Annotated in this window: 17 protein-coding genes and 1 tRNA gene; 8 read left to right on the top strand and 10 right to left on the bottom strand. The window is 59.7% G+C overall.

Annotation, left to right across the window (positions count from 1 at the left end):
• The first annotated feature begins 478 nt into the window (after window positions 1-478).
• Window positions 479-3,439: a type I DNA topoisomerase gene (topA, locus tag ADB02_RS01860; protein WP_049189499.1), complete on the top strand. Its 2,961-nt coding sequence runs from the start codon at window positions 479-481 to the stop codon at window positions 3,437-3,439.
• A gap of 46 nt (window positions 3,440-3,485) precedes the next feature.
• Here the strand turns inward: topA and ADB02_RS01865 are convergent, their stop codons facing one another.
• Window positions 3,486-4,799 carry a DUF418 domain-containing protein gene (locus ADB02_RS01865; protein WP_343217394.1) on the bottom strand — a complete coding sequence of 438 codons (1,314 nt, stop codon included), beginning with the start codon at window positions 4,797-4,799 and terminating at the stop codon, window positions 3,486-3,488.
• Window positions 4,800-5,034: 235 nt separating this feature from the next.
• On the opposite strand from ADB02_RS01865, the gene ADB02_RS01870 reads away from it, so the two are divergent.
• Complete coding sequence (locus tag ADB02_RS01870) at window positions 5,035-5,625, top strand: hypothetical protein (RefSeq protein WP_049189501.1); 591 nt, start codon at window positions 5,035-5,037, stop codon at window positions 5,623-5,625.
• Window positions 5,626-5,829 carry a helix-turn-helix domain-containing protein gene (locus tag ADB02_RS01875; RefSeq protein WP_005511351.1) on the top strand — a complete coding sequence of 68 codons (204 nt, stop codon included), beginning with the start codon at window positions 5,626-5,628 and terminating at the stop codon, window positions 5,827-5,829.
• 49 nt (window positions 5,830-5,878) lie between these two features.
• Here ADB02_RS01875 and ADB02_RS01880 read toward each other — a convergent pair whose 3' ends face one another.
• Window positions 5,879-7,405 carry an adenylate/guanylate cyclase domain-containing protein gene (locus ADB02_RS01880; protein ID WP_076773268.1) on the bottom strand — a complete coding sequence of 509 codons (1,527 nt, stop codon included), beginning with the start codon at window positions 7,403-7,405 and terminating at the stop codon, window positions 5,879-5,881.
• An 82-nt stretch (window positions 7,406-7,487) separates the two neighbouring features.
• On the opposite strand from ADB02_RS01880, the gene ADB02_RS01885 reads away from it, so the two are divergent.
• From ADB02_RS01885 to ADB02_RS01895, 3 genes are all read left to right on the top strand, one after another.
• Window positions 7,488-8,864: a DNA polymerase III subunit delta' gene (locus ADB02_RS01885; RefSeq protein WP_049189503.1), complete on the top strand. Its 1,377-nt coding sequence runs from the start codon at window positions 7,488-7,490 to the stop codon at window positions 8,862-8,864.
• 134 nt (window positions 8,865-8,998) lie between these two features.
• Window positions 8,999-9,071, top strand: a tRNA-Thr gene (locus tag ADB02_RS01890).
• A gap of 210 nt (window positions 9,072-9,281) precedes the next feature.
• Window positions 9,282-10,253 carry an N-acetylmuramoyl-L-alanine amidase gene (locus ADB02_RS01895; protein WP_049189504.1) on the top strand — a complete coding sequence of 324 codons (972 nt, stop codon included), beginning with the start codon at window positions 9,282-9,284 and terminating at the stop codon, window positions 10,251-10,253.
• A gap of 8 nt (window positions 10,254-10,261) precedes the next feature.
• On the opposite strand, the gene ADB02_RS01900 is transcribed toward ADB02_RS01895, so the two are convergent.
• Both ADB02_RS01900 and ADB02_RS01905 read right to left on the bottom strand, forming a co-directional pair.
• Window positions 10,262-12,313 carry an acyl-CoA dehydrogenase family protein gene (locus ADB02_RS01900; protein WP_049189505.1) on the bottom strand — a complete coding sequence of 684 codons (2,052 nt, stop codon included), beginning with the start codon at window positions 12,311-12,313 and terminating at the stop codon, window positions 10,262-10,264.
• Window positions 12,314-12,526: 213 nt separating this feature from the next.
• Window positions 12,527-13,870 (bottom strand): MFS transporter, encoded by a 1,344-nt coding sequence (locus tag ADB02_RS01905; RefSeq protein ID WP_048732297.1) that lies wholly within the window; start codon window positions 13,868-13,870, stop codon window positions 12,527-12,529.
• 834 nt (window positions 13,871-14,704) lie between these two features.
• Between ADB02_RS01905 and ADB02_RS01910 the strand changes: the two genes are divergently transcribed.
• Both ADB02_RS01910 and ADB02_RS01915 read left to right on the top strand, forming a co-directional pair.
• A complete protein-coding gene (locus ADB02_RS01910; protein WP_048732299.1) occupies window positions 14,705-15,994 on the top strand; it encodes an MFS transporter in 1,290 nt (429 codons plus the stop codon).
• A 129-nt stretch (window positions 15,995-16,123) separates the two neighbouring features.
• On the top strand, window positions 16,124-17,089 hold the full coding sequence (locus tag ADB02_RS01915) for a GDP-mannose 4,6-dehydratase (RefSeq protein WP_038629306.1): 966 nt from the start codon (window positions 16,124-16,126) through the stop codon (window positions 17,087-17,089).
• Window positions 17,090-17,150: 61 nt separating this feature from the next.
• On the opposite strand, the gene ADB02_RS01920 is transcribed toward ADB02_RS01915, so the two are convergent.
• The 6 genes from ADB02_RS01920 to ADB02_RS01945 form a co-directional block, all read right to left on the bottom strand.
• Entirely contained in the window at window positions 17,151-18,146 is a 996-nt protein-coding gene (locus tag ADB02_RS01920; protein ID WP_049172390.1) for a DsbA family protein, read from the bottom strand.
• Window positions 18,147-18,195: 49 nt separating this feature from the next.
• On the bottom strand, window positions 18,196-18,618 hold the full coding sequence (locus tag ADB02_RS01925) for a DUF2304 domain-containing protein (RefSeq protein WP_049172389.1): 423 nt from the start codon (window positions 18,616-18,618) through the stop codon (window positions 18,196-18,198).
• A complete protein-coding gene (locus ADB02_RS01930; RefSeq protein ID WP_016421953.1) occupies window positions 18,615-19,307 on the bottom strand; it encodes a glycosyltransferase family 2 protein in 693 nt (230 codons plus the stop codon). Before ADB02_RS01930 ends, ADB02_RS01925 begins: the two co-directional genes overlap by 4 nt.
• 23 nt (window positions 19,308-19,330) lie before the next feature.
• Window positions 19,331-20,152, bottom strand: a complete 822-nt coding sequence (locus ADB02_RS01935) for a glycosyltransferase (RefSeq protein ID WP_049189506.1) — start codon at window positions 20,150-20,152, stop codon at window positions 19,331-19,333.
• Window positions 20,153-20,233: 81 nt separating this feature from the next.
• Window positions 20,234-21,589 carry a lipopolysaccharide biosynthesis protein gene (locus ADB02_RS01940; protein WP_049189507.1) on the bottom strand — a complete coding sequence of 452 codons (1,356 nt, stop codon included), beginning with the start codon at window positions 21,587-21,589 and terminating at the stop codon, window positions 20,234-20,236.
• An 18-nt stretch (window positions 21,590-21,607) separates the two neighbouring features.
• Window positions 21,608-23,068, bottom strand: coding sequence for a M1 family metallopeptidase (locus ADB02_RS01945; protein WP_016421956.1), 1,461 nt, complete (start codon window positions 23,066-23,068; stop codon window positions 21,608-21,610).
• Window positions 23,069-23,075 lie beyond the last annotated feature (7 nt).

Here is a 23,075-nt window from a genome sequence, read left to right on the forward strand (position 1 = left end):
CTTGAAAGTGTCATAAACTCATACAGTTTCACATTTGCAGCCCGCAATCACGCGGCCGCTGCGGCGGCTGCGCCCGCTGTGGCCTGTCGTGGCCAGCCACTGACAGCCACTGGGATAATCATGGCCAGCCGCACAGCAGTCGTCGGGCCGGCCACCGGGTATCTCCCTCAGCAGCCCCTACAGCAGCCCCTTCAGTCACACCCAAAATCCGCCCGATACTTGAGGATTCCACGCGACAAACTAGATTGTGTGTACGGTATTCCTTATATTCTTCATATTCTTTCCAGATAATCTTCCGGGAGAACGCGGCCGGGAACTGATTTGAACTGATCGGAACCGGTTGGAACTGATTGGAACCGATTGCGGGCCTCTCACAGCTGAAGCCCGGCCAGAGTCCGGCCAAGAACCCCAAGATTTAAACGAAAACAAGAACCTAAACAGTCAAAAACATTCAACGTTGCAGGATAGAAAAACTTCTATGGCGAATTCAGACGGCCTAAAGCGCCTTGTAATTGTCGAGTCGGCGACGAAAGCTCGCAAGATTCAGCCGTATCTCGGCGATGATTACATCGTGGAGGCGTCGGTGGGCCACATTCGCGACTTGCCCCGTGGCGCAGCCGACGTTCCGGCTCGTTACAAGAAGGAGCCCTGGGCTCGTCTGGGTGTGAATGTCGACAACGGATTCGCCCCGCTGTATGTCGTCAGCGCTGATAAGAAGAAGAAAGTCGCCGACCTGAAGGCCAAGCTCAAGGAAGTCGACGAGCTCTATCTCGCAACTGACCCCGACCGTGAGGGCGAGGCTATTGCCTGGCACTTGCTGGAGGTTCTGAAACCCAAGGTGCCGGTGCGTCGCATGGTGTTCCATGAGATCACCAAGCAGGCCATCCTGGAAGCCGCCGCCAACACCCGTGAGCTGGACCAGAACTTGGTTGACGCCCAGGAGGGTCGCCGTATCCTCGACCGTCTCTACGGCTACGAGGTCTCCCCGGTGCTGTGGAAGAAGGTCATGCCGCGCCTGTCGGCAGGCCGTGTGCAGTCGGTGGCAACGCGCGTCATCGTCGAGCGTGAGCGCGAACGCATGGCGTTTATCTCCGCCGAGTACTGGGATGTCGCCGCAACTTTGGACACCGGCTCGGCTTCTGCTGACGCCAACCAGCCGAAGGAATTCGTCGCAACCCTGACCAGCGTTGATGGTCAGCGCGTAGCGCAGGGCCGAGACTTCGATGACCGTGGCCAGCTGAAGAAGTCCGATGGCATCCGGGTCGTCGATAAGCAGCTCGCCGAAACCCTGGCGGCGGACCTCGTGGGCTCTGAGCTCAAGGTCGCGTCGGTGGAGGAGAAGCCGTACACGCGCCGCCCGTACCCGCCATTTATGACCTCCACGCTGCAGCAGGAGGCGGGTCGAAAGCTGCATTACACCTCTGAGCGCACGATGCGTGTGGCGCAGCGTTTGTACGAAAACGGTCACATTACCTACATGCGTACCGACTCCACGACGCTGTCCAAGGCCGGTATCGATGCCGCGCGTAAGCAAGCGCTGGAGCTCTACGGCTCGGAGTATGTCGCCGATGCGCCGCGCCAGTACTCGCGCAAGGTGAAGAACTCGCAGGAAGCGCACGAGGCAATTCGTCCGGCGGGAGAGACGTTCGCAACGCCGGGGCAGCTGGCGGGATCGCTGGATGCCGAGGAGTTCAAGCTCTACGAACTGATCTGGCAGCGCACGGTCGCCTCGCAGATGGCCGACGCACGCGGCACGTCCATGAAGGTCACCATCGCTGGCGCCACCGACACGCACGCCGTCGAGTTCGCCTCCACTGGACGCACGATTCGCTTCCCGGGCTTCCTCAAGGCATACGTTGAGGTCTCCGCGCTTTCCGACGGCCGCAAGGTCGCCGACAACGCTGAGAAGCGTCTGCCACAGTTGACTGAAGGCCAGGGCCTGACGGCCACGGACTTCAGTGCCGACAGCCACTCCACCAACCCGCCTGCGCGCTTCACCGAGGCCAGCTTGGTGAAGAAGATGGAGGACTTGGGAATTGGTCGTCCGTCGACATACGCGTCGATTATCAAGACCATTCAGGATCGCGGCTACGTCTACCCTCGCGGTAACGCACTGGTGCCCTCGTGGGTGGCCTTTGCCGTGGTGGGGCTGATGGAGGAAGCGTTCTCCGATCTGGTCAACTACGACTTCACCTCCGAGCTGGAGGATGAGCTCGACGGCATTGCTGCGGGCAACAAGGATCGCACGACCTGGCTGACCGGTTTCTATTTCGGTGATGACAAGGATCACCGCCACAAGGGTGCCGATGCCATTGCGACCCACGGTGGTCTGAAGAACATCATCGACGTGAACTTGGAATCGATTGATGCTCGGAAGGTCAATTCGCTCCACCTCTTCGACGATGCCGAGGGTAACCCAATCATCGTTCGCGTTGGCCGCTATGGGCCGTACCTGGAGCGCACTCGCCCGGGTACCGGTGAAAACGGTGCCGACGAGGTGCAGCGCGCCAACATCCCGGAGGCCATGACTCCGGACGAGCTGGATCTGGCCGCCGCCGAGAAGCTGCTGGCCATGCCGCAGGGTGGTCGTGAGCTGGGCATTAACCCGGCCAATGGTCGCATGATTGTTGCTCGTGATGGCCGCTACGGCCCCTACGTCACCGAGCTGGTTACCGATGAAGAGCGCGAAGGTGTCGTAGCCAAGGCTGAGGAGATCATCGCAGCTGAGCGCGCCGAAGAGGACGCTCAGCGCGCTGCCGAGGGCAAGCGAAAGAAGAACTGGGAAACCAAGACCGCTGCCAAGCAGAAGGAAAAGCGCACCGCGGAAATCATCGAGGAAACTCTGAAGCCGAAGACGGCCTCGCTGTTTTCCTCCATGGAGCCGTCGACTGTCACGCTGGAAGAGGCTCTGAAGCTGATGAGCCTGCCGCGCGAGGTCGGTGTCGACCCGGTCGATAACGAGGTTATTACTGCTCAGAATGGCCGTTACGGTCCGTACCTGAAGAAGGGCACGGACTCGCGTTCACTGGCTAACGAAGAGCAGATTTTCACCGTGACATTGGACGAGGCGCGTCGTATCTACGCTGAGCCGAAGCGCCGCGGTCGCGCTGCTGCGAAGCCGCCGCTGAAGCAGCTGGGCGACAACGATGTCTCCGGTCGCCCGATGTCGGTGAAGGATGGCCGATTCGGTCCGTACGTCACCGATGGTGTCACCAATGCTTCGCTGCGCAAGGGGGATACGCCTGAGACTCTGACCGATGCCCGCGCCTGCGAGCTGCTGTCTGAGCGCCGCGCGAAGGAAGCCGCCGATGGTGGCACTAAGAAGGCTGCGAAGAAGTCGACTCGCAAGACCACGAAGAAGGCTGCGAAGAAGACCACCAGGAAGGCAGTCAAGCGCACCACCAAGCGAGTGGTGAAGGCAACGCGTAAGGGCAAGTAGCGCATTGACCGTTAGCCGCGGCAGGGGCGAAATGGGTGCAGAGCACTTAAGCGCCCGGCGCCCCCTGCGGAGCTGGTGCGCCCGGCGCCTCCTGCGGAGTTGGCTTGGGGCCACCGACCCCGGCCACCTCCGCCCGCATCGTCGGCCCGTACGACAGCCGGCGATGCACCTTCTCAAACGGCCCCTGCATGCCGCGACGCTCCATCGCCCACGCGGCCAACAGTGTCACCAACCAGACGCCTACAGCGATGAGCGTTTGCACGAACGCGCCCATGTCGCGCGGGATATCCAGCATAAACGGGTACACCAGCACAAAGAAGATCACCGACTGCATCAGGTAGCCGGTCATCGAACGCTTGCCGAGCGCCACAATCGGCACCAGCCAACCTGGTACAGCGGCGCCCTCGTTCAGGCGTCGCTGGAGCGGCTGCAGCGCCAACGCCAGCCCGGCTAGGATGCCAGGACCGGCGAACACTCCGGCAAAGTTATTAATTACCAAGAAGGCCATGTGCTGTCCGGCTGGAAGAACTCCAATCGCTGCCAACCCCATAGGGATGCCGATACCGAAAGCCACGACCACAGCCACCACGAGCCACCGAATAAGCAGGGGGCGGTGCGCGTCAACGTCGTCAAGCACGCCCTTGCGAGCCCACACGAAGCCAATCATCATCACCGGCAGGTAGAGGAACAGCTGCAGCGGCAGGGTAGTGATGCTCATTGTCAGGACCTGCAGATTCGCGGCGAGCATATCCAGGTAACTTGTTTCAATCGCACCGCCGTTGACGAACTGGCTCATGTCGGAGCCGACGAACTCGGCGTCGGGCATCGCAATTACGAATCCCAAAAACAGCAGGCTCAGTGCAGCGTTGATCGTCAGCGCAATCCACGCGAGAATCGTCAGCACCTTGTTGCTGAGGCCCATAAGTAGCCCGAGGATGATGCCGCAGATGCCATAGAGAAACATGATGTCGCCAAAGAACAGAAACAGCATGTGCGCAACGCCGAACAGCCCCAGGAACGCATAACGCTTTACGACGACCACCCGCGCCCGCGACCGTGGAAAGTTCCTCCTGGCCAAACTGCGGACGATGAGTCCCACACCGAAGCCGAGCAGCGTTGCGAACATCGGCAGCCCGCGGTTATGCGCGGTCACTGCGGTAAACAGCACGGTGGCCTTGTCGGCGATGCTGTCGCTTATGACGCCGCCGAAGAATGCTGCGGGCAGTTCGGGATCTGCAACCAGCCAGGCGGTGGCAATGTTCGCGATCGCGATGCCGAGGAGAGCGAACCCGCGCGCAGCGTCGGGGACGAGCATGCGAGGTCTGGGGTTGGGGCTAGAACTGGGGCGGTTGTCAGTCATTCCTCCAACGTAAGGGAACTGTGGGTGGGTGCGCAGGTTGGCGGCGGACGGCGAGGTGGGGACGGCGGTTGTCGTGACGTTATGTTGTAGAAGCCTTGCGGTATATCGAAAAGCGATATAGTATCGAAAATCGATACATCGAATAACGATGTGTTGGGGTTTGGCTGCAGCTCCAAGCGCCCCGCAGAATAATCTCACTAACCGCGCCAATTACGGTGCAGTAAGGAAGTTAGCTATGGCATCTCCACAGACCAAGAAGCCAAATGACCCGTATGTCAATCAAACTAAGGAGCGCCGGGATGTAATCGTGAGCCTTTTTGCCGGAGTGTTTGCACTGGTTTACATTTTGCTCCAGCTCCGCCATCCGGTTCTTCATCAGCAGTTCCCCAGTGATCTGACCCTGCTTTTGCCCGAAGTGCTGGGAAGTGACAAAGGGGTTCCTATCGAGGTTATGAGTGGTGGAGTCCTCTCCTTGTTTATTGCTGCGACTGTTGTTCGATGCGCTATCGTCGCCGCGATTGCCGTGCTCTGCGTGTTGTTCTCACTCTCGTACCTGAAGGGCGAGTTTTTTACAGTTAAGACTGCGCGACGAGTTATGGCTATCTCCTGGCTGGTAGCGATGTATCCGGCAAGTAGTTTCCTGCAGCATATGGGTGAAAACTGGGTCGCAAGTGGCCTGAATCTGAGCGCGTGGTACCAGCGTGATCATGCCGATTTCAATGAGCACCTGGGAATATGGTTTGTGCTTATGATAGTCATCTCCACTCTCGGAGTTATGTTGTTCCGAGCTGCGCGAATGCAGGAAGATCAGGAAGGACTCATTTAAATGGCGAAGGTTGTGTGCCACTTAGATGAGCTGCTTGAAAGCCGCGGAATGACGTTGGCAGCCCTTTCCGAACAGGTCGGGGTCACTCCGGTCAACCTCTCAGTGCTGAAAAACAACAGGGCGAAGGCCGTGCGATTCACGACGCTCACTATGTTGTGCGAAGCTTTGGACTGCCAGCCAGGAGATTTATTCTCGGTGGAGTAAGTGTGTTCGCCGTCTGAGAAGTCTAGGGGTACTGGGCGCCCAACGAGCCCTAGGCTTCGTCGGCAAGCGTCGGGCGCACCGGGCGTGCAAGCTGCGTCATGTGCGTACGGCCACGCAGCTCCACAGACTTCAGGGTGGTCCAGCGAGCCTGCTCGTCCTCGTTAGCCAGGCGAATAGTAGAAGCCGTGGCGAGCACGCGGCCCGGGGTGTCCTTGGCCAGCTCGGTCAGACGGGCAGCCTGGTTAACCGCGTCACCAATAACCGTGTATTCAAAACGGTCGCGGGCACCGATGTGGCCGGCGACAACGTGCCCGGCGGAGACGCCAATACCCGCGGTGAGCTGGAGGTCGAGCAGTTCCTCGCGCAGTTCACGGGCGGCTGTGAGGGCGTGCCCAGCAGTGTCATCGAGGGGCAGGGGAGCGCCGAAGACAGCCAGAGCCGCGTCACCCTGGAACTTGTTGATAATGCCCTTATTGCGGTGCACACAGTCAACAACGTGGTCGAAGAAGGCATTGAGCTCACGGACAACGACTTCTGGTGAGTTCTTCTCCGCGAAGTTGGTCGAACCAATCACGTCCACAAACAGCACCGCGACGAGGCGATTCTCGCCGCCCAAAGTCGGCTTTTCTTCCAGAGCCTTACGGGCGACCTCAGACCCGACATAGCGGCCGAAGAGGTCACGGACCCGCTGACGCTCCTGCAGGCCACGCATCATTTCATTGAAACCCGCCTGGAGAACGCCCATCTCGGAGCCGTCGTAAATAGGCACGCGCGTATCCACCTGGCCCTGGCGGACCTTGTTAATCGCGCCCGTGAGATCACGAATCGGGTCGACGATGGACATGGTGGCCAACATCGTGCCGAAATAGCCGGTAATCAGAGCCAGAATTGCCAGCGCGGTGATGGTGGGCAGCAAATCTGCCGCGTCATCTGTGAATAGGCCACGGCGCTGACCTATCAGCACAAGCAGGATTGCTACCACTGGAACACCGCTGGTCAACACCCACGTCTGGCGCAGGCGGTGGCCAATCGGCGGCTCCAGCGAAGAATCCGGGGCCCTACGCGCCAGCGCCTCCACAGCAACCGGACGCACCATGCGCTCCGCAATTAGATAGGTCAACAGTGCCACCATGGCGCCACCGAGCACCGAGGTGAGCAGCACCATCAGGCCAATCTTGCTGTCATAGGCGAACGCGACTCCACTGAAGACAATCACGCCCAGAGACCAGATGACGGTACCCAAGAGTGCCTGATAGACAGGTACGCGCATGACCAGATATCGTACCCGCCGCGGATCGTGCATATCCGGATGACGCTGCCATTTCAACAACGGCTTGAACAGGATCCAAGTAGTGCCGATTCCCGCAATAATTGCCAGAACCAGGTAACCAGCCAGGGCATAGATGACCCCATTGGCCAACCGCGGCAGGTGAGTTTCTTGGTTCAGTGGCAACAGCATGCCGAGGAACAAGCCGACAATCATGGCTCCGACAAGGTTGCAGACGAAGATAAATGAGGCATAAGCAGGCCACATTGTCCCGCTTAGCCATTTCAGATTTCGCCAGAGCCGTTGCATGATTACTACCTTAGTGGCAACCCCGGATTGCAGGGAGTAGTTACCTCACAAGAGTCCCGTGGGGCGCGCTAGAGTTGGGGCCATGACAGAGCCCATGACAGAGCGCAGCGTGTTTTCTCGTATGCCCGAAACCGGTGGGGTTCGCCAGCGGTTGCAGGCTGCTGTGCGCGCTGCGCATTATCGCTTTGCCAACGGTCAACCGCTGGCAGGCGATGGGGTGGAGGTTTCGCCGGAAGGTGGGGACGCGGGGTCGTCGTTAAGCGATGTGCCACGCGACTCGGACATGACGCACGCCTGGCTGTTCACGGGACCTGCGGGGTCGGGGCGGTCGGTGACGGCGACGGCGTTTGCGGCGGCGCTGCTGTGCACGCGGCATGACAACCCCGGATGTGGCGAATGCGAGGGCTGCCGGACGGCGCTGGCGGGAACGCATGGCGATATCAAGATTGTGCGCCCGGAGGGCACCATCATTTCCGTGGCGACGGTGAGGGACGAGCTGCGGCCCTGGGCCTACAAGATGCCCACGACGGCGGATTGTCGCGTGCTAATCATCGAAGACGCCGACCGCCTCAACGAATCCGCCTCAAATGCGCTGCTCAAGGTGGTGGAAGAACCGCCGCTGCGCACCGTCATTATCATGTGCGCACCAACGACGAACGCGGAGGATTTCTCCGTTACGCTCCGTTCGCGCTGCCGTCATGTCTATGTGCCGACGCCGCATATCGACGACGTCACAAACCTCCTGCGCGCCGAGCGGCCAGAGCTTACCGACGAGCAAGCGGTCTGGGCCGCGACGGTGTCCAACGGTCACATTGGGCGTGCGCGTGGCTTTGTCTCCGATGAGGGCTCGCGTGCTTGGCGGGGTAAGGCCCTGGATTTCGTGGAGGCCGTGTTCGATCCGGCGAAGTCGTACGTGGCGGCGCGTGAGCTGGCCAACGAAGTAGCAGGCGAGGTCAAGCGGCGGATGGAGCCACTAGAGGCTGAGGAGCTGGAGAACCTTGAGCGTTCGCTGGGTGTTGGGGCGTCCGGTAAGGGAGCGCAGGCGGCACTGCGTGGCTCTAAGGGCGTGATTAAGGAGTTAGAGGATAATCAGAAGCGGCGGCGCAGGCGTGCGGAGTCGGACCTGATTGACCTGTCGTTGACTGACATTATGGGGCTTTACCGTGATGCCCTGGTGCTGGCGTTTGGGGCGGAATGTGCTGGGTCTGCTTTTGACGCTTCTGTTTCAGATTCCGGCGCTGATTCCGAGTTTGGGGATGGCTCCGTCTATCTCATTAATCCGGACCGTCGTCGGACAGCCGCAGAGCTAGCCCGACGTCTTCCGCCGGAGGCGATATTGGCCTCCATCGATGCTGTCACCGAGGTGCGCGGCATGCTGGTGACCGCGGTGAAGTTGACGGTCCTGATGGATGAATTGATGGCTAAATTGCAGATCGCAGGGCAGGTTGGTCGCAGGTAAGCCGCGAAAAGCACCTAATTCAGCGGACTGCAGGCCCCATTTTGGTAGCGATGGGGGCAGTGCAGTAGTATTACCGCTTGTACATTTTGTGCAGGGTTATTTCTGCTTGCTTGAAAGCTCGGCGCAATGTGCGTGCCGCCTTAGCTCAGTCGGTAGAGCGTCTCACTCGTAATGAGAAGGTCGCGAGTTCGATTCTCGCAGGCGGCTCGGTTTTAAAACGGGATCCTTGGAAAAGGGTCCCGTTTTTTATTTTTTGGATCGGTCAAACATGAGGAGAGCGAATCCGGCGGCAAGCCGACGTGCGGTGATTCCCCGAAACGAATGGGGGCGGAAATCTCGGAGCCGGGGACTCTCAATCGAGTGTTTGCTACTGTTACTCAGCACATGGCAGGTACGCAGATACTAGGAGAACGCACGATGCGACAGCCCGGACACCAGCGATTAGTAGTGCGACCATCAGCGGGACGACTAGCTGTGGTTTTGGCGGCCGCGGCAATCATGCCTGCCGGTCTTGTGGCCTGCACCATCGACACGGAGGCTTCCAGAGCAGGAAGCGCTCAGCAAGCTGCCTCGGCGGAAACTCAAACGTCCTTGGCAGCTGAAGAAGAGGCCATGCAGATGCCGAACCCCACTCCGCCGAATGAGGAGTTTGCAATGCCTGATTCTGCTAACCCCGACGCAGTCGCTCCGGGCGACGCGCCACAACAGCAAGCTAATCGCGCTACTTCGCGTGCCGACGGCTCCAGCGCTGTAGCCGGCAAGGTCATCTACCTCGACCCGGGGCACGCCGGCACCCCACCACCTGCTGACCTGATGGTCACTGACGGTCGTGGTGGCCAAAAGCCGTGTAATACCTCCGGCACCGCTTCCAACGACGGCTTCCCGGAGCACGAGTTCAATTGGCTGATGGCGCAGGAAATCAAGCAGCTGCTCGAACAGCGCGGTGCTCAGGTGCTACTCAGCCGCGAGGATGACGCAGGTCGTGCAGATTGCATCGATGCTCGCGCAGAGAAGGAAAATGCTTCCAACGCCGATGCCGTGGTGAGCCTCCACGCTGACGGCGCTGGAGAGGGCAACCGCGGATTCCATGTGTCGGCGATTTCTCAGCCGCTCGCTAATAATGACGAGCAGGGATCTACCGCGCTGGCAACCGCCCTGCGCGATGCCTTTGTTGCCGCAGGTTTTGCGCCGTCTAACTATCTCGGCAGCGAGGGGCTGAATCCGCGCGCAGACCTCACTGGACTCAACCTATCGACGAAGCCAAAGGCACTGGTCGAATACGGCAACATGCGCGATAGCAGCGACATTGCCCTCTTGACTTCCAGCGAAGGCCGTCAGCGCTTGGCAGAGGCCACTGTGGCTGGGCTGGAAGGTTTCCTGGCGCAGTAGCCAACCTGCTAACTAGCCGGGTTGGCCTTAGCCTTCGGCGTCATCGCTTCGTAAGGCTCCATCATGGGGATATCCAGCATGGTGCTGGGGACACCAAAGGCATCGACAAGTACCTCAGACCAGGGACCAAGGGAATCAACCAGATCGGCCAAGCCCGCTCGCGCGCCCTTGGTGCGAGTACCGGTGAGCAGTGACTGCTCCAAGAACCAGCCGGCGTTATCGCAGACAACCGACAGGAAGAACACATCACGAACCTGCTCGAGCACTTCTTGAGAGCGCTCGTCTGTGATCGTGGATTCGGCTTCGAAGAACGCTTCCAGGATCATGCGATCGATATGCGCCCACGCGCAGGAAATCATGTGGTCCTGGACCTTGTCCACCAGCTCCGCGGCCTTTTCAACAGGCAGTTTCCGCGCCGGGCGCAGCCTGCGAGCAAGGGACTTGAGAAGTCGGTTCTCGCGCTCGATAAGTAGCTGCATCTGGCTGGCGGGGTCAAAGAGCGAGGACTCATCAGCGTCAGTCAGCGCATCCAAGAGGTTCTGGACGACGGCATCTGCACCGGTGCGACGGCGCAATATGCCACTGAAATTGTCGAGGCCAAAGCGCACCATCTCCAGGTTGGAAAAACTCTGCACCTCCCGGGCAAAACCGCCCAAGAGTTCCTTGGTGACCAGCTGCAACATCACCACGTTGTCGCCCTCAAAAGTGGTGAATACGTCAGAGTCTTCTTTGAGAATGGTCAACAGGTTCTCTGCCATGTAACCGGCTCCACCGGTGGCCTCACGCATCTCCTGGATGGCGTCGGTGGCATGTGCGGTGTTGGCGACCTTCAATGCGGCGGCATGCGCCTCCACTTCACGCAAATCGCGAGCCTGCTCCGGGGTTAGATTCGCACGGTCCAGCCCCTCCGCTTCGAGGTCGTGAATCCGCTTGATTAGCAGGTTGGTGGCAAATTGCAGACCGTACGAACGCGCAATGCGGGGGAGTAGTCGGATTCGGTGTTGGCGGTGCTCAATGAGCTTCTTTTCCGGTAGCGAATCGTCGGGAGCAAATTGGCGCCGCAAGTGTGCGTACTTGGTGCCGATGGTCAATGCGGTGCGGGTTGCCGCACCAGCGGCTGCACCGACTGTCACGCGGCCGCGCACGAGGGCACCGAGCATTGTGAAAAACCGTGCATTGGGGCTGTCAATATCGCTGCTGTACTCGCCAGTGGCCGAGACATCTGCAAAACGGTTAAGCAGGTTCTCCCGCGGCACGCGGTAATGATCGAACATGAGAGTGCCGTTGTCCACGCCCAAGAGGCCGCCCTTGGTGCCGTGGTCGCCGATAGCAACTCCGTCGACAGGCGAACCATCATCATTGCGGATTCGAGCGACAATGCAGTGCACACCATGGGATTCTTCCTGCCCTGGTGTGTAGAGCTGGCAAAAGACCGCAGCCCAGCGCCCATCGCGCGCGGCATTGCCCAAAAACCACTTCTCAGAGGAAGCCGTAGGGGAATTGAGGATGAATTCTTCCGTCTCGGGGTCGTAGTGCGCCGTGGTCTCGAGTGATTGGACGTCCGAGCCGTGGCCGCGCTCGGTCATCGCAAAGCAGCCGAGAGCCCGCAGCTCAATGAGGTCACGCACCAACTCGCCGTGACGCTCTGTTCCCAGGTTGCTGACAGCGCCGCCGAAAAGGCCCCACTGCACTCCGGACTTCACCATCAACGACAAGTCGGTGTGGCCAAGCATTTCAATCCCGGTGAGAGTGCCACCGGTATCTCCTGTGCCGCCCTGGTCAGTGCGGAAAGCGCCATAGGGCATGCCGGTCTTAAGCACCTTGGACAGTGACTCGGTGGTGTGCTGCCTGGCCTCCTCCACGGTCAGCCCAGAGGTGGGCCGCAGGGAGGGGTCTTCTAGAAGGACGCGGACATCAGCGCGCGCCTCGGGGAAATAGCCGTCCAGGGCCTTTTGCAGTGCACCTGCCACTTCCGGTTCAGGACGGGAGGGGAGCGTCTTCGGACCGTCGGTCGAGCGACGGCGGGGGATTCGCGTGGAGCTGGAAGAAGTCTGTGCCATAACCCAACGTTAATGGGATATCTGGGGCTTGTCAGCCGCTTTCGACTGAGAAACTCATGAGGAAATCGGGGCCACGGGTCGGAAACAAGCTACCGGGATAGAACGAAGGCGGAAACGCAAAAGCCGTCGTCAAGCAAATACTGCGTTGTGCAGTGCTTGACGACGGCTCGCGTAATCAGACCCTCGGTGGGGCAGACCCCCTAGCTGTGGGAACTAGACGCGCGACTTAACTTCGTCGAGGTTAGTTTCCGGGTGCTCGATGAGGTCTCGGTCTTCAAGACCCTTCGGCAGCAGGAACAGGGCAATCAGTGCCGGGATAGCCATGGCCATCAGGTAGATGGAGATGTAGAACGGGTTACCGGTGGCGTCCATGATCATCTGGGCAATCATCGGTGCGAATGCACCACCCAGGACAGCGCCGATGGCGTAAGCGATGGAAGCGCCGGAGTAGCGAACCTCAGCCGGGAACATCTCGGAGTACATGGCCGGCTGCGGGCCGAAGGTCAGTGCCAGCGGCAGAGTGAGGACTGCGACGGTCATGACGTAGAGGAACGGGCCCTTATCCAGGAGGCTCCACATGACGGCTTCCCAAATCATGATTAGGACGTAGCCGATGATGAAGGTCTTTGCGCGGCCGATACGGTCGGACCAAGCGCCGGCCATGAACATGAAGATGGTCCAGCAGATACCGGCGACGAGAGTGCCTGTCCAAGCGACGGTTGCGGGGTAGCCCAGTGTCTTCTGTGCGTAAGCGCCGAAGAATGCGATCACGAGGTAACCGGTGGCCTGCTGAGCAGCGAAGATCAGGGCGCCCTGGATAACCTTGCCCCAGTGGTTGCGGAAGAGCTCCGGCAGCGGAGCGGAGCGCTCAGCAGACTCAGCCTGCATAGCCTGGAAGACCGGGGACTCATCGACGGTGCGACGAATCATGTAACCAATCAGAACCAGGATGAAGGACAGCAGGAATGGCACACGCCAACCCCAGTCCATGTAGGCTTCCTCGCCGATGATAGCCATAACAATCAGCATGGTGCCGGTAGCCAGGGTCAGACCCAGCGGAACACCGGCCTGCGGGAATGCGCCGTAGATACCGCGCTTTTCCTTCGGTGCGTACTCCACGGACATCAGGGCCGCACCGCCCCATTCGCCACCCGCGGAAAGGCCCTGGAAGATACGGAGCAGAACCAGCAGGATAGGTGCAGCGATGCCGATTGACTCATAAGTCGGCAGCAGACCGATACAGAAAGTAGCTGCACCCATGCCGATGAGGGTGAAGACCAGAATCATCTTGCGGCCGTAGCGGTCACCGATATGGCCGGCGACGATAGCGCCAAGCGGGCGGAAGAGGAAGGAAATACCCAGGGTTGCCCAGGCGAGCACCTGAGCGACCTGTGGGTTCGACTTCGCAGCCGGCTCGATGAAGTGCGGAGCGAGCACGATAGCTGCGGCCTGAGCGTAAATCAGGAAGTCATAAAACTCGATGGTCGTACCCACGAGAGTTCCCGTGAGCACCTTGCGGCGCTGCTTGGGATCATTCGCGATGATCGAAGTAGTCATAAAACAACAAGACTTTCTTTACATACCCGTCCGCACGGCCATCGAGGACCTTGGCGATCTCAGCGGTCGTGCAGAAATCGCCCCAGGTTTTTCTCAGCCAGCGTTTGGGGAATGGACAGATTGTTTGACGGTGTCGAATTCTTACACAGCCAGACCGGTAGCGACCAGCGTTTGAACTTCAGCGAGCGACGACAAAAAGTGGGCAACGGGGGTAATGGGGGTTGGTGAATGGCGGTAGATTTCCTTTGTTTGTGACCGAATTCATTTTCTAGATGTCTGAAAAAGGTGGAATCGGGGGTATGTAAAGGGTGTGGAATGGATGCTGCTTAACGACGGGCCGTTTCCGGCCTGATGTGCGCGAGCTGATGGCCGTTTGTGCGTGAGACTGTCTTAAATAGGGGAAATCTGCGTTTTATGGCTGTTCGGCTACCCCCACATTGAACTAATCTGTAATTATATAATCAGAAGTTGTGTGAATAGTGCGGCGAAAGTGGCGCAAGATACGAAAGAAGTAACGGAACAATAACGATGTAGTGTCGAAAAGGTCATTGCCCCCGGATGGGGCAGGGATGCAAGGTCGGCAACATGCCACCCCGAGACGGGGGTGTGAGCCCCAGGTTTCAGGGGCATTTGTGCCGAGACCAACCCGAGGTGACCAAACTGGGCACGCCACCGCATTAGCCACCACTCCACTAGTCGCCACAGCACTAACCGACTCAGTTGCCCCGCCCCGCCTGCTCAACTATCTCGGCACACCTCTTGTGGTTAGCTCCGGTGGCTTAAAATCTGCACCATTGTGCGTAAGGCGCTGGGGACCGTCGTAAAGTAAACGACATGTCTTCTCACGCAGGAACTAACGGCAATGAAAATGAGGTACCTCACGGCAGGGCCAAATCCAATAAAGGCACGCCGTTGTGGCTGCTCGCCGCAATTGCAGTTTTCGCCGTCGCGTGGGGTGGCAATGAATTCACACCGCTGATGGTGATGTACCGCGAAAACGCTGACCTGGCGCCGGTGTTCATTGACCTTCTATTGCTGGTCTACGCTCTCGGCATCGCGCCGGCACTGCTGATTTCTGGCCCAATCTCGGACCGTATCGGCCGTAAGCCGGTGATGCTCGCCGCGCCGGTGCTCTCGATTCTGGGCTCGACTCTCATCGCGCTGGGCGAGACCATCGCTCCGCTCATTCTCACCGGTCGCTTTATCTCGGGCCTGGCAGTCGGCATTGTCATGGCCGTGGGCGGCTCGTGGGTAAAGGAGCTTTCCGATCCACGCTTTGACCCCAAGGCCACTTCCACCTCGGGCGCGAAGCGTCAGTCCATGGCGTTGACCTTGGGCTTTGGCCTGGGTGCGGGTATTGCCGGCACGCTGGCGCAGTTCGCACCGCTGCCGGGGCAGTTGGCTTATATCATCCACATCCTGATTTCCATCCCAACGATCTTCGGTCTTGTGGCTGTGCCGGAGACCCGCCAGTCGCCGCACCTGGGCGGCAGCAATGCTCCGCACGAAAGCGTCTGGGAATCTCTACACACCCCTTCGGTAACTAACCGTCGCTTCCTGCTCGTCGCCGCGATGGGAGCGCCGTGGGTCTTCGGTGCAGCCGGTGTTGCCTATGCAATCATTCCTTCTCTGCTTCAGGACCACGTCTCCCAGCCAGTGTTCTACTCCGCGATGGTCACACTGTTTGCGCTGCTCTGTGGTTTTGGCATTCAGCAGATTGGTCCACGCTTTGTAACCGAGCACAACGCCCGCGGCTCGCTGATCGCAATGGGCATTGTGGTTATCGGCATGGGAATGGCCGCATGGATGTCCACCAACCCCACCGCAGTGACGGCGTTTATTGCAGCGCTGGTGCTGGGCACCGGCTACGGCCTGGCCATGTTTACCGGCCTCAACGAAGTACAGCGCATCGCCGGCCCGCGCGACATGGCCGGGCTGACCGGTATCTTCTACTGCCTGACTTACATCGGCTTCGCATTCCCAGCAATTCTGACCAAGCTCTCCGAGTCCATCTCCTGGATGACCTACCCGGTCATGCTCGGTGGCGGTATGGTCATCGCCATCCTGATGGGCTTGGTTATTTTCTTCAATTCCACCGTCAACCTGCCACAGCGCGCTGAGTAATCTCGCATTCCCTGGAAGACTAATCAACCCCGTCAATGTGAGGTTGGCACACGTATAAGCGGCTTTCCTTACTAAGCGCCTATAGTTCTTCCTATGGAGAAGCACAAGAACGAATCACCGGCCACCGCGATGACAGAATCGTCGGCAAGCGCGAAACCGCGTGCGCTGGTGACGGGTGGTGCGGGATTTATCGGTTCGACGCTGGTTGACCGGCTGCTGGCTGAAGGGTACGCAGTCACGGCGCTGGACGATCTCTCCCACGGAAAGCTGGAAAACCTCCAGCAGGCATCGCTTAACGACGACTTTGAGTTCATAACCGCCGATGTGCTGGAGGTGGACTGGGACGAGCTGCTCGAGCAAAGCGGCCCGGAGGTTATTTTCCACCTCGCAGCGCAGATTGATGTTCGGATTTCCGTGGCCGACCCGGTGCGAGATGCGACGCTGAACATCATTGGCACAATCAAACTTGCCGATGCGGCCCGAAAGCACGGTGTCCGCAAGGTTGTGTTTACATCTTCGGGCGGTTCCATCTACGGCACGCCGGAGGAGCTTCCGGTGACGGAAAACGTGCCGGTCAATCCGATGAGCCCCTATGCCGCCTCAAAGGCAACGGGCGAACTGTACTTGAATATGTTCCGCAATCTTTACGGGCTCGAATGCTCGCACATCGCGCCGGCGAATGTGTACGGCCCGCGGCAGGATCCGCACGGCGAGGCCGGTGTGGTTGCTATTTTCGCCCAGCGACTGCTGGCGGGAGAGCCAACCAAGGTATTCGGTGACGGAGGAAATACCCGCGACTATGTCTATGTCGACGATGTGGTGGATGCTTTCTACCGCGCATCCGGCGAGGTCGGTGGTGGAATGCGCTTTAATATTGGCACCGGCGTAGAAACCTCGGATCGGCAGCTGCACTCGTTGGTGGCGCAGGCTGCGGATGCCGAGGATAATCCAGAGTTTGCACCGCCGCGCACTGGTGATGTGGCGCGGTCGGCGTTGGATCCCACGCGGGCGCGTGAGGTACTCGGCTGGGAGCCAGCTATGAGTATTCAGGAAGGTGTTGCTCGTACTGTGGAGTACTTCCGGAATCAGGGCTAGCGCAGCTTACGCGGGCGGCTTCGCGCAGTCGTCCGCGTAGGTTAGCCGTGAGTCAGCCAGGTTACTTGCCAGCTTCCTCCGCGCGCTTGGCGTGGATGAGAGCCAGCTCGATATTGTCCTCGAACACGTCGAGAGGCTGTGCGCCCGAGACGAACTGAGTACCAACGAGGAAGCCCGGAGTACCGGAAATGCCCAGCATGGAACCGAACTGGGTGGCATTCTCGACCGCCTCGGTCCACTTGCCGTCCTTAAGCTCCTTTTCAAAGCGCTTCATGTCCGGCACACCGGCCTCACGAGCGACGGCAATCAGTTCCTTTTCAGTGAACTCCGGGTGGCCCTGGCCCTTTTCGCCGGCCTTCTTAAACAGCGCACGGGAGAACTCCCAGAACTTGCCCTGAGCTGCCGCGGCACGGCCGGCCTCAGCGTCCTTGATGGCCTTCTCACCATTGATGGCCATATCGTTCCACTCCAGGCGGACCAGTCCCTCATTGACGTACTTTTCCACGAGGGCAGACTCGGTTTCGTTTGCGAACTTCGCGCAGAACGGGCATTCGAAGTCCGAGTAGATTGAGATTACGACCGGCGCATCCACTGCACCGAGAGCAAAAGGATCATTTTCATTGCGGCGGTGGACATTGTCCATATCCTCCGGGGACTTCAGCTGCGCTCCCGCCTTTGGGCCGTAGATGCTGGCGTCGAAAGAGCCATTCGGGCCAGGTACAGGCGCAATTTCCCCCTTGCCTGGTGCAACGCCCGCCATGTTGACGGTGCTCACGCCGTTGAAGCTAGCCGAACGCGAGCCAGCGAAGAAGCCCGCTGCGCCGACAACGATCAATGCGACGACAGCTAGCGCCCATGCGGCGTTCGGAATCGAGTACCACGACTTGGTTTTTCCATCACTGTCGGCAGACCAGGACTCCAAGTCCTGTTCAGTGGGTACCGGCTGAGAAGCCTGCTGGGGTTCCTGCTGTGTCCCCTGCGGCGCTGCGTCTGCCGAGGGCTGCTGCGAATCGCTGCTGTTGTCAGCGGCGATGTTGTCCTTATTTTCTTCGCTCATGGCTTCTATGGAACCACAGCCTCAGATTCACATGCGCTTAGCGTGCCGATTAGTCGGACGGAGCGTTGTTCTCGGCGTTCGTCGCGCTGTCTTTTTGGCTGCTGTTCTGGCTGCCCGAAATCACAATTTCTTCTTCCGGACGCACAGCGGTCTTCAAGGCCACTGCACGAGCCAGTCGCGCGTAGCGTAGCTCCTGTTCGCGGAAGCGAATGTAGGACGACACCGTGGTAAACACGAACGCCAACACCAGTACGTAGAGCAGCAAATCGGTGCCCCGGGTCACACCAATCCAGTTGGCCACCACGGTCAGATCGTCGGGACGCACGATTGCCCACAGGCACGCGATGACGAAAACGACGAATCCCAGTTTCACGCCCGCCTTGGCGCGTGCTTTACGACGGTTAGCGACGAAGTAAGCCACCAGGCCCACCATCGCCAGCAGCAAAATAATTTGAACGATGGATGCGGTCATGGCAGCCTCTTCGAAATCAGGGAGTCGGCAAGGATATTGACACCGTTGAACAAGGATTGCCCTTTGGACATGGAGTATTCCGTGTAGAGGATGTCCACCGGCTGCTCAGCGGTACGCCAGCCTCTGTTGTCCATGACCTCGACAAATTCGGAGGCATGGCTCATACCGTTCATGCGCAGGTTCAGTTGCTCTGCCACCGTGCGGTTGAAGGCGCGCAGGCCGTTGTGGGCGTCGGTAAGACCGAGCCGGCGCGTGCGTGGTGACAACATGACCACCGTCTTGAGGACAATTCGCTTAATCAGCGGCACCTGGTCATCTTCGGCGCGAGGGCGGCCGAAACGGGTCCCCACAATGATGTCGATTGGTTCGCTGCGCAGTCGCTGCACCATGGCGACTACGTCCTTGACCTGGTGCTGGCCATCGGCGTCGAAGGTGACAAAGTACTTCGAGCCAGCCTGCGCGCGAGCGTATTCCACGCCGGTCTGGATAGCCGCCCCTTGACCCAAATTGACAGGGTGGTTGACCAGGTGAGCGCCAGCCCTGTGGATCTCCAGGCTGGAGTTATCCGAAGAGCCGTCGTTGACCGCGACAATGTTGGGGAAGGTCTCGCGAGCGTGCTCGAGAACCTCACGAATAACCTGGCCCTCGTTGTAGCACGGCACAATCAGCCAGGTGTCCGAGAAATCCATGTTGTCAGTCATCGTTCCGAAGCCTACCGCACAAACAATCGTCGATATGCGCGTGACATGAGCTGAGTTGGCAAAAGTCGGAAAAGTGTCCGCACCGCCAAGTTAAACACCGCCCGCGGCCTGGAAATCAGCCCCTCAGCTATCAGCGTGCGCTGGAGCTGGCGTTCACCGCGGATGATGCCGCGCGAGGTTCGCCGCTCGAACATGCCGTCGGCACGGAAGTACACCAGCGGCTCGGGCAGATTCTCAAACTTCGCGCCGGCGGCCATGAGGCGCACCCAGAGGTCGTAGTCCTCCATCAGACGGATGTCGCGATACCCACCGACCTCACGCACCTTCGCCGTTCGCAGCATCGAGGAGGGGTTATTCACGGGCGAATTGATCTTGATATAACGCGCAATCTCGGCGTGCGTCTGCGGCAGAGTCCGCACGCGCACCACGTTGTCCGGCGTGCCCTCGAACTCCGCCATTGCACTGCCCAGCACATCCAACTCCGGATTAGCGGTCAGCACGTCCCACTGCTTTTCAAAGCGGTCCGCACGCGCAATATCGTCCGCATCCAGCCGCGCCACCCATGGCGTTTCCACCAACTGAAGACCCGCCTGCGAAGCCACTCCCGAGCCGCCATTTTCCGCACAACGCAGCACGGTCATCTCCGAATGCGCCTGCTCATGCTTGACGACGACCCGGTCGAGTTCCTGCCCGATCGGGCCATCGATGACCACAATGACGTGCGCGGCCGGACGCGTCTGGTTCCACAGCGACTGCAGCGCAGCATCGAGCTGGTCGGGGACGACGCGGTGGTAGACGGTCATGAGAACCGTGAGGTTAGTGATGGTGGACATGTGAGTCTCGAACCTTGGGAGTTGCAGGGGGATTTGGACAGTTTTTTTTGGGGGGGGGGGCGGTATTGGATGCGGGTGGTGTTATTCCACCGCAAAAGCCTCCGATACGGCTGACCTGGCAGCACGTGGGGAAAGTGTGCGCAGCGCAAGCAGGTGAATGACAACACCTACTGCAGAGCCTACGGCGATAGCCGCGACCGTGCGTACCGACAGGTGCCCAGGAAGGAAAAGAATAGCAACGGCGATCGTGGTCGCAGCCAACCAACCGATCAGATACATATGGTGCTTTTCCACTGCCAAGGTGACCGAGCCGGTAATCATCAACATGGCGGTCAACGTCGCACCGAGCGTCAGCGCTGCGAGCACCGGCCCGGACACGTGATAGCTATCGTCCAGGATGAGAGTCATAATCCACGGGCCGATGAGCCATGCCAGGCCCGCCCCGAAGGTGCCGAAAGCAGCCAGCGCTCCCAACGGCTTGGCCAGCGCTGCCAGCACGCCTTCGGAGCGATGCCGGACAAAGCTCACAATGATGGCGTTTTGGAACTTCTCTAAGGGCATGAGCAGTGGAGCGCGGGTCAGCGTTACGGCGTAGGCGATACCCGCAATGGTCACCGCTGCGGTGAAGTTGTTGGCATGCGGCGGGGTAAGCGACTCGGCTATCCCTGCGCCAGTGGTGACCGCTTCGCCGGCAATCTTGACGATTGTCGGAAAACCTGTGACCAGCACAGCAGATGCGCCGGATGCGCCCATGGCCGTGACCATGAGAGTGATGAAGCGGCGCACCGGGACGTCGGCACGCGCGAACATGACCGAGCGGGTTGCCGGGGAAAACAGCGCGAGAATAAGCCAACTGACAGTGCCGAACACCGTGATAATCAGCCAGGCCAGCAGGCCCCAGCCGAAGTACCAGGCGATGAGTGCCAGAGCCACGCGCACGAGAATGTCAATCATGATTAGCGCGGCGTAGGGGCCCCACAGTTGGCGGCCGCTGAGCAGACCCGAGGTGGTTGCCTGCATAGAGTACAGCGCCAGACCAAAAGCCATGAGCAGAATTGCAGTGCCGGCGCCATCCTGCACGACCAGTGGGGCCCACAGCGGACCCGTCACTGCCATGGTGACGAAAGTAACTGCGGCGACGCCCAGGGACACTGTGATGGGACGAGCACCGAGAGTTTGACCCGCTTCCGAGGCTTCCTGCTCCTGGCTCTGCCCCTGCTCTCGATCCCGCTCCCGCGATTCCGCAGCACCGATTGCGCGCGTGGTCTCCTGCATCAGCCCGCCGAGAACACCCGTGAGCGCGAAGAAAAGCCCCCAGAACGCCACGAACTGCAGGTTTACCGCATTGGGAAGTGCGCGGGCCGAGATAATCAGCACCGCGAAGCTGCCTATCGCCGCGACAATCGTGGCCAGCGACAACCATTTGAAACCGGACATTGACGTGCCTCTAGCTCTCTAGTCCTTGGCCTTCGAGTAGCCGAGCTTTTCAAACTGAGCGGCCAGTTCCTCATCCACGATTGGAGCACCATTATCGTCGATGCCCTGGTCAGCAGGGGAGCGCGTCGGATCAGTGGGGAAGTCCGGCAAGGAGCTGCGTGACAGCCAGGAGTCAAAGATGACATCCAGGTGCGAGGTGGTGATGCCACGCTCGCGGCATACACGGTTGGCCAGTGCGCGGAAGTCCACTGCATCGACCACACTGTGGCGGTTGGTGGTGGTCCACTTGTGCACCAGGTCGAAGAACACCTCGTCGCCCAGCAGCAGACGCAGAGCGTGCACAGTCAGCGCGCCGCGCTTGTACAGACGGTCGTCGAACATCAGCTTGGGCCCTGGGTTGGCGATGACGATGTCCTGATCATCTTCAAGCAGGTCCAGGTAGTGCTTGCGGGCGTGCACATCCGCGCTGGCACCGCCGCTGACCTCGGACCACACCCACTCGGAATAGCAGGCAAAACCCTCGTTGAGCCAGATATCGCGCCACTGCGAAATGCCGACACTGTTGCCGAACCACTGGTGCGACAACTCGTGGGCAATCAGTCGATTCCACGTGTCCTTGCCGTCGGCGTGGTTGGCTCCGAAGATGGACAGACCCTGTGCCTCGATGGGGATCTCCAGGTCGTCTTCACAAATGACCACCTGGTAGGCACGGAAGGGGTAAGGGCCAAAGAGCTTGGCGAATTCATCGAGCATGCGTCCCTGGTCGCGGAAGTCGTGGCGGGCATTTGCCACCAACTCAGAGGGCACCCAGGCCACTACGGTCGAGGTCTGGCACGGCAGCTCGACCTTCTTAAACTGGCCGACATTGATGGTGGCCAAGTAGGAGGCCATGGGCTCCTCGGTGACAAACCGCCAGCGGCGGCGCGATCCGCCCACGTTCACCGGAGCGTCGGCAAGCCCTGGTGCGACGACCTCGTAGGGAGCGTCGGTGACCATCGTGAACTCGTAAAATGCCTTGACCTCGGGATCGTCATCGCAGGGGTACCACGACGCCGCGCCCACCGGCTGCGATGCCACGAGTGCACCGTTTTCGAGTTCCTCCCAGCCAATTTCGCCCCACTTCGAGCGCACCGGACGTGGCGTGCCCGAGTAAGTCACAATCAGCCGCAGCGTCTCGTCGGGAGCCAACTCGCGGTCAAAGGTGACGCGCAGCTTGCGTCCCGAATGGCGCCAGCGCTTTACATCGATTGAGTGTGCCTGCGAATCGGAAATCGCATCCACCGAATCGACCCCCAGCGCATCCGCAAAGTCGAGCGTGATGTGTGAGGTCCAAGCATTGATTTCGATATGCAGAGTCGCCGTCGCCTTCAGACGATTCGGCCCGACCCGATAATCGAGGTCCAGCTCGTATTTGTTCACCCGGAAACCCAGGTTGAACGCAATACCGGTATAAGGATTAGTGAAATCAGCGCTACTCACGGCTGTT

The sequence above is a fragment of the Corynebacterium sp. 212_CJEI genome (assembly GCF_001055915.1).
Classification (GTDB): domain Bacteria; phylum Actinomycetota; class Actinomycetes; order Mycobacteriales; family Mycobacteriaceae; genus Corynebacterium; species Corynebacterium jeikeium_D.